The following is a 12,136-nucleotide window of genomic DNA, read 5'->3' as shown; positions in this document are numbered from 1 at the left end:
GTGTGAGAGCCAGCGGCAATGGAGCTCGCGCGCTACGGGGTCACGGTGAACGCGATCTCGCCGGGGGCGCTTACCCGGATGACGGAAGATCTTGGTTACGGCGTCGAGGTGCCTGCGGGTGAGTGGGAGATCCTGCGCTTCGGGTGCACGCTCAACCAGCACTGCCGGGTTGCGACGTGCAGTGACGGGTGGCAAGGTTACGCCCTCGATCCGTTCGACGCGAACGCGTTTCAGCGATACTGGCAGGCTGTGGTTGAGCCGCTCATCGCAGACGCGGGTCCGCTGGCCGGGCGTTCCCTCAAGTACTTGCACACCGACAGCTGGGAGGTAGAAGTCGCCAACTGGACGCCGACGCTTCGCGAGCAATTTTGGCGACGGCGCGGCTACGACCTTTGGCCTTTCCTTCCGGTGATCGCCGGCCGCATCCTGGACGGCCGGGACGTGAGCAACCGCTTCTTGCACGACCTTCGCAAGACCATGGGTGACCTGGCGATCGACAACCATTACCGGCCTTTCGTCGATGGCGCCCGGCGGCACGGGCTCCGAATACACCCCGAATCCGGCGGCCCGCACGCCGTGCCGATCGATTCGCTGCGCTGTCTGGGGATGAACGATGCTCCGATGTCCGAGTTCTGGGCGCGCTCGTGGCGGCATCGCGTGACCGATGAGAACCGGTTCTTCGTGAAGCAGCCAGCCTCGGCGGCCCACACTTACGGGCGTCGGCTGGTGCTCGCCGAGGGTTTCACGACCATCGGCCCGCATTGGCAGGAGACGCTCTGGGACAACCTCAAGCCGTCGTTCGATCGCGCCGCGTGCGAAGGGTTGAATCTCCTGGTGTGGCACGCCTTCACCTGCTCCCCGGTGGAGATGGGTTTGCCTGGCCAGGAGTACTTCGCAGGGACGCACTTCAATCCCAACTCGACCTGGTGGTCCCGCTCCGGGCCGTTTCTCGCGTACATCAACCGCTGCCAGTTCATGTTGCAGCGGGGCCTGTTCGTGGCCGACGCGGTCTACTACTACGGCGATCACGTGCCGAACTTCGCCCAGCTCAAGCAGTCGGATCCGGCCAGGGTGCTGCCCGGTTATGACTACGACGTCGCGACCGAAGAGGTGCTGCTGACGCGGATGAGCGCCCGCGGCGGCCGTATCCTGCTGCCGGATGGCATGAGCTATCGGGTACTCGTTTTGCCGGATCGCCGCGTGATTTCGTTGCCCGTACTCCGCAAAGTCAAGGAGTTGGTCGCCGCGGGCGCCACCGTGATCGGCCCGAAGCCGGAATCGGCCGCCAGCCTGTGCGATTATCCTCAGTGCGATGAGGAGGTCGCTGGACTGGCGAATGAACTTTGGGGAGAGGGCGGTGGTTCTTCGGCAGGGGTGCATCGTCTCGGGTCGGGGCGTGTGATGGTAGGCAGGACTGCCCGGGAGGTCTTGCTCGCCGACGGTGTCAGGCCGGACTTCGAATATGCCCTCGACCCGGGCAGTGCGACGGCATCTGCCCAGAGTCAGCCTGCCGTCGCGTTCGACTACATCCACCGTCGCGATGGTGAAGTGGACATCTTCTTCGTGGCCAACCGCACCGGTCGATGGGTGGATGCCCGCTGCACATTCCGGGTGGCCGGCAGGAACCCGGAGTGTTGGGATCCCGTCACTGGCCGCGTCCGTCACCTTCCCGATTTCGCTGCATCCGACCAACGCACGGTGGTGCCGCTGCGATTCGCGCCCTACGGCTCGATGTTCGTGGTCTTTCGAGCGGCAGCCGGTACCGCGGCGAAAAGTGCGTCCAACTTCGCGACTGTCGTGCCGGTGTGTGAGCTCCGCGGGCCGTGGCAGGTGAGCTTCGATTCCGGGCAGGGGGGGGCTCAACCGGTGGAGTTCACTCGGCTGGTGAGTTGGACCACTCGGCCCGAAGACGCGATCCGGTTCCACTCGGGCATGGCGACCTACGTGACATCTTTCGATCTGCCCGAGCAGCCGGCTGCCGGGACGAAACGCCTGCTTCTCGACTTGGGCGATGTGCGTCAACTGTGTGAGGTACGACTAAACGGCCGCAACCTTGGCGTGCTCTGGGCCATGCCCTTCCGGGTGGATGTCACCGACGCGGTGCGATCCAGGGATAACAGGCTCGAGGTCGATGTGGTCAACTTCTGGCCGAACCGAGTCATTGGTGATCAGTTGCTGCCGCCGGAACGGCGCACGACGCGGACCAACATTCGCAAGCTGACCAAGGATACGCCGCTGGTTGATTCGGGGCTGTTGGGACCCATGCAACTCATGTCCGCCGACCCGCTGGCCGATGAGGGAAAATACGATTGAGGCCGCGTGCGAGGGACGCGTTCGCGGCGGTTTGGGACTCGGTTTTCAGTGACACTCAACGTGAGGGTGTGGCCATGCAATGCAGTCGGCGTTTGTCACCGGGGATAGTGGTTTCTTGCCTGCTGGGCATGATCTGTCTTGCGTTCGGCGGAGTCTGTCGGCCGTGTCCATTCTTGATTTCGGTGCCGACCGCTGACGACAGCGTATGCACGCGGATGGTTGCGGCGGCGACGGCGGAGATTCGCAAGACCCACGCTGCGGCACAGATCTGCTGGGCTGGGGGGCGAAGGGAGGACGGTACCGAGCTGCAGATGCCGGCCGAAACCAACGTCTGGGATTTCCTGGCCATCGCTTTGACCCCTCAGGGTGTTCAGGGCTGGTACATGACCTACAACAGGACCTGGACAACAGTGGATCTGGAAAGCGATCCGTTGGGACTCGAGTTCCTGGATCTGACCCAAGTGACCATGGACGTGGTGGAGGCCTGGACCCTGGCTCAGGCTGCGGGCTTCGGCCCGTTCTTTCGATCGTGGGAGCTGCTCAAGCCGCTCAATCCCAACGTAGCCAACATCATCTATGTGTTCAATATGCCCGACGGCAGCTACGTGATCGTTGACACGGTCACCGGCACGGTTACGCAGGAACGGGACGCGTGGGGTTGCTACACAAGGTGTCGGGAGCAATACATCAGTTGCTGCGATTGGTGCCGCGAGAACTGGCCGGGTGATCCGGAATGCTACGACGGTTGCGACCAGAGCCGCTACGAGTGTGACCAGGGCTGCGAGTGAGTTCGTCGGAGGAGCCACAGGCGGATCGGGTTGGCCGTGCGATCATCGACTTCGGGCGGCCGGAGTCTCCGGAACTGGGCTCGCTTGATCCGTTTGTATGTCTCGTCGGCGACGGCGGGCTCGTGGCAGATCACCTCGTTGGTCTCGGAGTCGCAGACCGGGACCAGGCGGAAGTGTTCGCTGGCGGCTGGATGATCATCGTAGCGCATGCAGACGGTGGAGGGGATGACGAGGGTCGGCTGCCGGGTTTGGTCTTTTCGACGCACAACGGCTCTTGACTTTCCGGATTGTCTCTGGACCGGTTCATCGACGGGGCCTACATTTCTGTAAGCGTTATGACCGAACGGGAACGAGTTGAGGCGGTTCTTCATGGGCGGGTGCCGGACCGGCCGCCGGTGAGCTGCTGGTATCACTTCGGACACGACTGCAGTACCGGCTCGACGGCCGTCGATGCCCACCTACGGCATCTGGAGGCGTATGGCCTCGATTTCCTCAAGGTGATGAACGATCACCCCTACCCGCGCGGGGAGGTGGCTGTTGTCCGCACGGTGGGTGATCTGAGAAGGATCCGACCGCTGGCGGGTGATGCCGAGCGGTTGGCCGACCAGTTGGAGGTGCTTCGCCGGCTGAAGGAGCGGCTGGCCGGTGACGTGCTGATGTGTGCCACGCTTTTCAATGCCTGGACGGTGTTGCGGGCGTGGACGCGGCCGCCCAGTGATGTGCACGCCCCGCCCCGGATTGATGGCCAGGACGATCGGGACGCGCTGCTGACGGCGCTCCTTCGGGAGGATCGGGCGGCCGTCAAGGCGGCGGTGGCGGCCATTGGGGAGACGCTGGGGGCGTTCGCCCGCGGGTGCGTTGACGCCGGGGCGGATGGCGTGTTCTTGTCGGTGCGGGATGACTGGGTGGATACGCCGGCCAACGGGCAGGGCACTTACCGAGAGCTGGTGCGACCCGTGGATCTGGCCATCCTGGCGGCGGTGAGGGGTGCTCCGTTCAGCGTGCTGCATGTGTGTGGCCGGCCGCGGGATTTCCTGGGCTTTTCGGAGTACCCGGTGGCGGTGTTGAACTGGTCGGATCGAGCGACCGGTCCGAGCATCGCCTGGGCCCGGGATCGGATCCGGCCGGCCATAGCCGCAGGGGTGGACAACCTGAGGACGCTCCCGGAGGGTACGCCGCAGGAATGTGCCGCGGAGGTTCGCGACGCCTTGCGTCAGGCGGGGGAAAGGCCGATCATAGTCGCCCCCGGCTGCACTTACGATCCGGTTCGGGTGCCGGTGGAGAACGTCCGGGCGATGTTCCAGGCCGCTCGGAGTGGTGCAGGATAGGGATGGGCAAGAGAGGACGGCAGGAACGCCAGAAGAGGAGCACGACACGTGGTGGAGAGGACACTCATCATCCTGAAGCCGGATTGCGTTCAGCGCCGTCTGGTGGGCCGGGTCATTCAGCGCTTCGAGGACAAGGGGCTGGTTCTGGCGGGCATGAAGCTGATGCGGATCACGCCCGAGCTGGCCGAGCGGCACTACGCCCCGCACAAGGGCAAGCCGTTTTTCCCCGGCCTGATCGAGTACATCACCTCCGGACCGGTGGTGGTCATGGTTTTGGCCGGAGCACGGGCGATCGCCGTCTGCCGGAAGTTGATGGGGAAGACCTTTGGCTTCGAGGCCGAGCCGGGCAGCATCCGGGGCGACTTCGGCATCAGCATGACCTACAACCTGGTGCACGGCAGCGACTCTCCGGAGTCTGCGGCCGGCGAGATTGCCCTGTACTTCACCCCCGGCGAGCTGCTGGACTTCACCACCGCCGACGCCGACTGGCTGGGTCGCCCGAAGGAGGTTTGACCGCCGTCCCGGCGAAGCGTGCTGCCTCGCCGAGCGATGCAAGGCGAACACCCTAAAGGCAGCAGGAAACAGCATTCACAGGTTGGCGCCTGTGGCGATTCTGTTTTGTGCCAGTTGTTCCGAAAACGGTGGCCTACTCGCCCCAGCCGCCCGGCGGGAGCACAGGTTTCTCGATCGGCCCGGTCGGCAGGTCTTTGCCTTCCGCGAGATCTTCCCACCCGACGCGGGATCGGATGTGAGCCGGGTCGAACCAGTTCCGCAGGAAGGCGAGTTGGCGCGTTCCGAGGACGCGGGAGATGGCTACCGCCCGCTCCTGGTCGTACTCCTGGGTGGTGACCGGCAGAATCTGGTGCCATTCCACGACCACCCAGTTGGATTGGTTCTTGAGTTGCTGAGTGATAATCTGGGACGGCTGGCTGGCGGCGGGGGCGGTCGCAACGGCGAAGCACTTCTTGACCAGCTCGGTATCGCCTCGGAACTCGGGCACGTAGCGGGTGCCGCGGGCAAACGTGACTCGGTCCTTGTAGGCCTCCTTGCCGAGTTTGGCGACGAGATTGGCGTCGCCCTCAAACGCGGCCTTCAGACCGGCGGTGCCCGCCTTGTCCGCCAGTTCCTTAGCCAGTCGCTCCACTTCCTTGCCCGCCTGGATCTTGCGGAGGTCGGTGATCAGCTTCTCGCGCACGCTGTCCACCGATGGCGCGGGCTGCTTGGCCCTGGTGGCCACGGTGCGGAACACGACGACATTGCCGGACCAATCGGCGAACGGCTCGGCGCAAGTCTGATAGACATTGCGAAACAGGCGGGTATGGTCCGGGTTGGCGTCTTTTTTGGCTTCCAGACCGGCGACCATGAATGCCGCCTGGGGCAGGGATACGTAGCTGTACTGTCCGGATCCCTTGAAGTACGCACTGGTGATGTCGGGGTAAGCCGTACGCAGTCCTTGTTGATCCTGCAGGGTTGTGCGGCCATACTTGAGCACGCCGGGGTAGCGTGGTTCCAGCGAGGTGATGAGGTCGGGGTAGATCCTATCGCTATCCTGCCCCGGAGGCGGGACAGCGTAGTTGTCCGGCTGCGTCGTCGGGGCCCCGGTCCACGGTTTGGCCAGCGTGCTGATGATCTCGTTGGCCAGACGCTGGGCTTCGGCCTGGGCAGCTCGCTGGGCCAGTCTCTCGATCACCTTCGGTTTGGCCTCGGTGAAAGTACCGTACTTCTCGGGCTGAGGCTGAGAACCTGGCGGGGCAGAGGCGGGCTGCGACGTGGGTTTCAAGAACTCGTCCTGGTGGCTCTCCCAGTACTCCCAGGCCGTGTCCTCCGAAATCTTCTGCCGCTTGGCCAGAACGCTCGCGTCGACGCGGATGTACTCGATCTGTGCTTTCTCAGGCTCGCGGTAGCCGAAGACCTGCTCGCCCGTCGGCGAGGGCGCAGGGTCCTTGTCCTTGCCCTGGTCAAACTGTTTCTGCAGTTCCTCGGGCGTGGGTTGCCAGGCATTGTCCACGAACTTGGCTGCGTCGAGGGTGACGACGCCGACGCTCACCTTCTCCTGGGAATTGCGGACGGCGTCCTGGATATCGGCCTCGCTCGCCTTGATCGCCCCGATGGCCGACTCCATCATCTCAGTAACGCGGACATACGACCGGATCGCCTCATCGAGCGTGTCCAGCGAGAAGCCGCGCCTGTCGCGGACGGAGGCCAGGATTTCGCCGGTCAGGCCGTGCCTTGTCTTGAACCGCTCCAATTCCTCTTCGGAGACCTGGATGCCATGGTGCCTGGCCGCGGCGTCCAGCATGAACCACTCTTCCGGTGTGAGTGGCGTGGTTCGAACGGCGCCCACCAACTGCTGGAGTTCGTTCATGTTTCTGACGCCCAACCTGGCGACCGCGCTCCACCACATCCATTCCCACTGGATGTTCATGGACTTGAGCACCTCGCAGTCCTTGAACGCGCCCTGCATATCGCCGATCAGGACCGTCTTGCCGAAGACCTTGGCTCGCGGCGCCTTGAGATGTTCCTGGCTGCGATCGAACACATGCTGGAGAGCGCTGCCACCGAGCCACACGATCAAGAGCAGGGCCATGAAGACGGCCAGCAGTTGTTTCGTGTACTTGCGGAAAAACTTCATCATAGCTGTAATTGCTCCGACGCCATCGCTAATCTGTTAACTCACTGCAAAGAGGATTTAGCATACCGGCCATTAGCCCAAAAGCAAGGGCTGCGGACGCTTTTCGGGGGGCGGAGGCGGCGTGAGGCCCTGGCTCATCGGTCGCCTCGTCCGATCGGTGGCGGATTGATTCTGTGGGCGACTCCCTATAATAACCGCTCCAGCGGCCGGGCGGCATAGCCGATAGAATAGCCCAGCACACGGACAGGGAACATATGGACATCTTGGGCGAGAAGGCATCTGCAGCCCTTTTTCAGGGCTGACAAGGCGTAGTATTTGCGATGATGGACCATTCTGTAGACAGAGCGAGACGTAAAACCGACTCGGGGGTTGCCTTGGTCATCGTGGAGTCGCCTGCAAAGGCGAGGACCATCTCGAAGTATCTTGGCTCGGGTTTCGTGGTGGAGTCGTCGATTGGCCACATTCGCGATTTGCCCTCAACGGCTTCGGAGATCCCCGCCGAGTTGAAGAACGAAGCATGGGCCAGGATTGGGGTCGACGTCGAAGCCGATTTCAAGCCGCTGTACATCGTTCCGGCCAAGAAGAGGCACCAGGTGACCAAGCTCAAGCAGCTGCTCAAGAAGGCGGATGTGCTCTACCTGGCGACGGACGAGGACCGGGAGGGGGAGGCCATTGCGTGGCATCTCCGTGAGGTTCTAGATCCGAAGGTGCCGGTCAAGCGGATGGTGTTTGATGAGATCACGCAAGCGGCCATACAGGAGGCTTTGGCCAATCCGCGCGACCTGGACGACCGGCTGATCGATGCTCAGGAGGCTCGGCGGATTCTGGATCGGTTGTACGGTTACGAGGTCTCGCCGGTCTTGTGGCGGAAGATCGCCCCGAAGCTGTCTGCCGGGCGCGTGCAGTCGGTTGCGACCCGTCTGGTCGTTGAGCGCGAGCGGCAGCGAATGGCGTTCGTGCCTGCGGAGTACTGGGATGTCGAAGCGACGCTCCTGGCCGCCGGTGGTTCGAACGGTGGGGCATCGGGCCAGCGGGTGGTTGCCCGGATGATCGAGCTGGGATCCGGCAGGGTGGCCAGCGGCAAGGACTTCGACGATCAAACCGGCCGGCTCAAGGCTTCGGTCAACGTGCGTGTGCTGGATGGCGCGACGGCCCAGTCGGCGGCCCTGCGGCTTCGCTCCGCGTCGTTTGCGGTCAGTGATGTAGCCGAGAAGCCGTTCACGCAGCGGGCCTATCCGCCGTTCATCACCTCGACCCTGCAGCAGGAAGCCGCCCGCAAGTTACGTTTTCCGGTCCGGCTGACCATGCGGATCGCCCAGGATCTGTACGAAAACGGCTTTATCACCTACATGCGTACCGACTCGACCCATCTGTCGAGCCAGGCGATCAACGCGGCCCGCGGCCAGGTGGCGGATCTCTACGGCGGGGAGTATCTGCCCGATCAGCCGAGGGTCTATGCGACCTCCTCAAAAGGCGCTCAGGAAGCCCACGAAGCGATTCGACCAGCAGGAGCCACCTTCAGACTCCCGAAGGAGATCGTGGGGCAGGTGTCGGCCGACGGGCTCAAGCTCTATGACCTGATCTGGAAGCGCACGGTGGCGTCGCAGATGAAGGACGCGACCGGCCGGCGGACGACGGTTCGTTTCACGGCCGACGCTGGTGAGCAGGGGACGGCGGTGTTCTCCACCAGCGGCAAGGTGATCAGCTTCGCGGGTTACCTTCGGGCCTACGTTGAGGGAAGTGACGACCCTGAAGCGGAACTCGAGGACCAGGAGCGCGTCCTCCCGCCCCTGACCGTCGGGCAGAAACTCCATCCGTCGTCGGTCGAGCCGCGTCAGCACACGACGCTGCCGCCGGCTCGGTACACGGAAGCCACGCTGATCAAGGAGCTGGAAGAACGCGGCATCGGCCGGCCTTCGACGTACGCGACGATCATCCAGACGATCCAGGACCGTGGTTACGTCTGGAAGAAAGGGACCGCCCTGGTTCCGACGCTGACCGCGTTCGCGGTCATCAACCTGTTGGAGAAGCACTTCTCGGATCTGGTCGATTTCGGCTTCACCGCCAAGATGGAGGACGATCTTGACGGTATTGCGACGGGGCGGATTGAGTCGCATCCGTGGTTGCGGGTCTTTTACTTCGGCGATCCGGGGGCGACCAACGGCGGGGTGGACCTGGCTCATGTTGGGCTCAAGCGGCGGATTGGATCCGGGTGGGAGGAGATTGATGCCCGGGAGATCTCGACGATTCCGCTGGGTGCGGATGAGGCCGGACGGCCGGTTGTCGCGCGGATCGGCAAGTATGGCCCGTACGTGGAAGTGGCCGGGGGTGAACAACGGGCCAATTTGCCGGCGGACATTCCGCCTGACGAGCTGAACCTGGAGGGTGTGAGCAAGCTGCTGGAACAGGCGGCGCAGAGCGACAAGGTGATTGGTCACGACCCGAAGACGAAGAAGCCGGTGTACCTGAAGAGCGGTCGATTCGGTCCCTACGTGCAGCTTGGCGACCCGGAAAGAACGGAGAAGGGCACACTGAAGCGCGGCGGCAAGCCCAAGATGGCCAGTCTGTGGCCCTCGATGAATCCGAGTACGCTGACGCTGGATGAGGCCCTTCTGCTGCTGTCGTTTCCGCGCACGCTCGGCCAGCATCCGGAGACCCAGCAGCCAGTGACCGTGCAGGACGGCAAATTCGGTCCCTACGTTAAGGCCGGCGAGGAGACGCGCAGCCTCACGAATCACGCGCAGCTCGGCACCATCACGCTGACGGAGGCCCTGGAACTGCTCAAGCAGCCCAAGGCTCGCGCCGCGAGGGGTAAACCTCAGGTCATGGTTGAGCTCGGTGTGCACCCGACTTCCGGCGCACCGCTGCAGATCAAGAGCGGTCGATTTGGCCCGTTCGTGACCGACGGCGTGGTCAACGCGTCGGTGCCCAAGGGGGTCGATCCGAAGACCGTGACCGCCGAGCGGGCCGTCGAATTGCTCAACGCGCGCGAAGAGAAGCTCCGGGCTCAGGGAGTGGATCCACGTGCCCCCAAGCAGAAGCCCAAGGGCAGAGGCAAGAGGGGGTCGAGCGGTCGCCCCGCCGCCAGACGCGGGGTGTTGAGGAAGCCTGCGGCGTCCGGCGCTTCCTGATCTGGGCCATCCATCCGTGTGTGACTGAGCTCGGTGAAGAAACCAGTAGTAGTTGAGCTGAACTCGACACCCCTCGTGCATCAGAAGCTGAAGGGCAGGTGAGACGTCCGCACCGCGCCGGCCGGCTGTCGCGGGGCGTGGACGCTTGGGCCGTACCGGGAGATGGGGGCGGAGCGACTGACTACACTACCTCGGCCGTGACGGGGTACCGCCCGGCTGGATCCGGCTCGCCGCCGCGACAACTGCCCGGAAGATCTTCTCCTGAAGAGGGTCACCAGGCATGTCTTCTGGGTGCCACTGGACGCCGAGGCAGAAGGGACGCCGGGGGTCCTCCACGGCCTCGATCAGGCCGTCGGCCGCCCATCCGGTCGCTCGCAGGTTAGCGCCCAGGCGATCGAGTCCCTGATGATGTGAACTGTTCACTGGCAGGGAAACGGTCTTGATGATCGAGAACAGGAGGCTCTTTTCATCGATTCGGATGGGGTGATGGGAGAAGGTGTTGCCCTCGCGGTGCTTGATCTGGGGTGAGCACTGCAGGTCGGGCAGATGCTGGTGCAGCGTGCCGCCGCGGTGCACGTTCCACTCCTGGATGCCGCAGCAGATGGCCAGTACAGCCAGTTCCTGCTCGTCGGCGAATCTGGCGGCGGCGAAATCGACGGCTACGCGGCGGGGGTGCAGCAGTTTCGTTTCGGGATGGGGCTTGGCCCCGTATCGTTCGGGAGGGACGTCCGGGCCGCCGGTGAGGATCATGCCGCTCAGGGTGCGCAGGATAGGCAGGAGATCAGCCTCCCGGGCGGCCGGCGGAATGAGCAGCGGCTCGCCGCCTCCGTCGAAAACCACGTCGCAGAACCGAGCGTCGACCGCAAGCAGAGCGGTCTCGTAGCCGTTGACCGGTTCGCCCGGCCGGTACCCGCAGGTGATGCCGATTCGAGGTCGCATGGCACCCATTATGCTGGCCCTCTTGTGTGTCCGCAAGGAAGAGCGGTATTCTCCGGGGTCATGGAGAGAACCGGCATCGTCCGAGCCTATCCTGACGCGTGGCGAGGTCGAGTGACTTCGCTGGCCGGCGCGGTCACGTTCGACCTTGCCGGCCAAGCCACGACGGTTGGCTTGTCGGCTGCGTTTCTGGAGCGTGTGTGTTTCCCTCTGCTGGCGATGCTTGATGGCCGTTGCGGGCAGGGTCGCCTGGTCGCGGCGCTGGCGGGAGTGCCCGGTGGAGGCAAATCGACTGTGGGGGCGATCCTCGAACATGTGGCGGGCGTGCTGTGGGGGACGGGTCGGCTCGTGCTGGTCGCCATGGATGGCTGGCATTACCCGAACGCGGTTCTCGATCAGCGGACGACTCGGAGTGTGGACGGGCGGACGATACCGTTGAGGCAGCGAAAAGGCGGCCCGGAATCCTATGACGTACCCGCGCTAGCCGAGGCGCTTGGGCGGCTGAGGCGGGGCGATGTTGCTTGCCGTCTGCCGGCCTACAGTCGCACGCTACACGACCCGGTGGCTGATGCTGTTGAGGTGCCTGTCGGTGCGCGGATTGTGCTGGTGGAAGGCAATTACCTGTTGAGCGTCGATCCGCCCTGGGACGCGGTGTCCCGATTGCTGGACGTCAAGTGTTTTCTGGTCGCCGATCCAGATGAGGCTCGTCGGCGGGTTCTGGCCCGGCACGTTCGCGGAGGCAGCCGTGAAGAGCAGGCGGTGGCCAAGTACGAGACCAACGACCGGTTGAACACCGAAGCGGTCCTCGCGACTCGGTGTCAGGCGGACGTGATCATTCGGATGGGTGGACCGGACATGGGGGTGCGCATACGGGGTGGCTTCTAGTACTACAACGCTAAGAAAGCTCAAGAAACCTCATGCGACCAGCCGATGGGTAGTTCGAGTGGAACTCGAACACAGGAGGCCCTGGGCATGGACGCCGACACGATTCTCCGGATAAGGCCGGCA

At 63.9% G+C, this 12,136-nt stretch carries 9 protein-coding genes; 6 read left to right on the top strand and 3 right to left on the bottom strand.

The window, feature by feature from the left end; translation table 11 throughout:
- The first annotated feature begins 18 nt into the window (after positions 1-18).
- Together KA354_24230 and KA354_24225 are read left to right on the top strand one after the other, a co-directional pair.
- Complete coding sequence (locus tag KA354_24230) at positions 19-2,313, top strand: glycoside hydrolase (GenBank protein MBP7937759.1); 2,295 nt, start codon at positions 19-21, stop codon at positions 2,311-2,313.
- A gap of 74 nt (positions 2,314-2,387) precedes the next feature.
- Positions 2,388-3,101: a hypothetical protein gene (locus tag KA354_24225; protein ID MBP7937758.1), complete on the top strand. Its 714-nt coding sequence runs from the start codon at positions 2,388-2,390 to the stop codon at positions 3,099-3,101.
- Here the strand turns inward: KA354_24225 and KA354_24220 are convergent.
- Entirely contained in the window at positions 3,074-3,367 is a 294-nt protein-coding gene (locus tag KA354_24220) for a hypothetical protein (GenBank protein MBP7937757.1), read from the bottom strand. The genes KA354_24225 and KA354_24220 overlap by 28 nt on opposite strands.
- A gap of 69 nt (positions 3,368-3,436) precedes the next feature.
- Between KA354_24220 and KA354_24215 the strand changes: the two genes are divergently transcribed.
- Positions 3,437-4,429: a hypothetical protein gene (locus KA354_24215; GenBank protein MBP7937756.1), complete on the top strand. Its 993-nt coding sequence runs from the start codon at positions 3,437-3,439 to the stop codon at positions 4,427-4,429.
- A gap of 51 nt (positions 4,430-4,480) precedes the next feature.
- Positions 4,481-4,942: a nucleoside-diphosphate kinase gene (gene ndk / locus KA354_24210; GenBank protein MBP7937755.1), complete on the top strand. Its 462-nt coding sequence runs from the start codon at positions 4,481-4,483 to the stop codon at positions 4,940-4,942.
- Between the two features lie 133 nt (positions 4,943-5,075).
- Here the strand turns inward: ndk and KA354_24205 are convergent, their stop codons facing one another.
- Complete coding sequence (locus KA354_24205) at positions 5,076-7,064, bottom strand: hypothetical protein (protein MBP7937754.1); 1,989 nt, start codon at positions 7,062-7,064, stop codon at positions 5,076-5,078.
- A 317-nt stretch (positions 7,065-7,381) separates the two neighbouring features.
- Here KA354_24205 and topA point away from each other — a divergent pair, with 317 nt between their 5' ends.
- A complete protein-coding gene (gene topA / locus KA354_24200) occupies positions 7,382-10,192 on the top strand; it encodes a type I DNA topoisomerase (GenBank protein MBP7937753.1) in 2,811 nt (936 codons plus the stop codon).
- A gap of 186 nt (positions 10,193-10,378) precedes the next feature.
- Here the strand turns inward: topA and KA354_24195 are convergent, their stop codons facing one another.
- On the bottom strand, positions 10,379-11,131 hold the full coding sequence (locus KA354_24195; protein ID MBP7937752.1) for a gamma-glutamyl-gamma-aminobutyrate hydrolase family protein: 753 nt from the start codon (positions 11,129-11,131) through the stop codon (positions 10,379-10,381).
- A gap of 60 nt (positions 11,132-11,191) precedes the next feature.
- Here KA354_24195 and KA354_24190 point away from each other — a divergent pair, with 60 nt between their 5' ends.
- Positions 11,192-12,013 (top strand): hypothetical protein, encoded by an 822-nt coding sequence (locus tag KA354_24190; GenBank protein ID MBP7937751.1) that lies wholly within the window; start codon positions 11,192-11,194, stop codon positions 12,011-12,013.
- Positions 12,014-12,136 lie beyond the last annotated feature (123 nt).

It is taken from the genome of Phycisphaerae bacterium, from assembly GCA_018003015.1.
Classification (GTDB): domain Bacteria; phylum Planctomycetota; class Phycisphaerae; order UBA1845; family PWPN01; genus JAGNEZ01.
This window is presented reverse-complemented; position numbering and strand designations above follow the sequence as displayed.

Bases quoted from the DNA above. Each gene is read 5' to 3' on its own strand.
- KA354_24215 (MBP7937756.1), top strand. From the start codon at position 3,437: ATGACCGAACGGGAACGAGTTGAGGCGGTTCTTCATGGGCGGGTGCCG.
- KA354_24195 (MBP7937752.1), bottom strand. From the start codon at position 11,131: ATGCGACCTCGAATCGGCATCACCTGCGGGTACCGGCCGGGCGAACCG.
- topA (MBP7937753.1), top strand. From the start codon at position 7,382: ATGATGGACCATTCTGTAGACAGAGCGAGACGTAAAACCGACTCGGGG.
- KA354_24205 (MBP7937754.1), bottom strand. From the start codon at position 7,064: ATGATGAAGTTTTTCCGCAAGTACACGAAACAACTGCTGGCCGTCTTC.
- KA354_24190 (MBP7937751.1), top strand. From the start codon at position 11,192: ATGGAGAGAACCGGCATCGTCCGAGCCTATCCTGACGCGTGGCGAGGT.
- KA354_24230 (MBP7937759.1), top strand. From the start codon at position 19: ATGGAGCTCGCGCGCTACGGGGTCACGGTGAACGCGATCTCGCCGGGG.
- KA354_24225 (MBP7937758.1), top strand. From the start codon at position 2,388: ATGCAATGCAGTCGGCGTTTGTCACCGGGGATAGTGGTTTCTTGCCTG.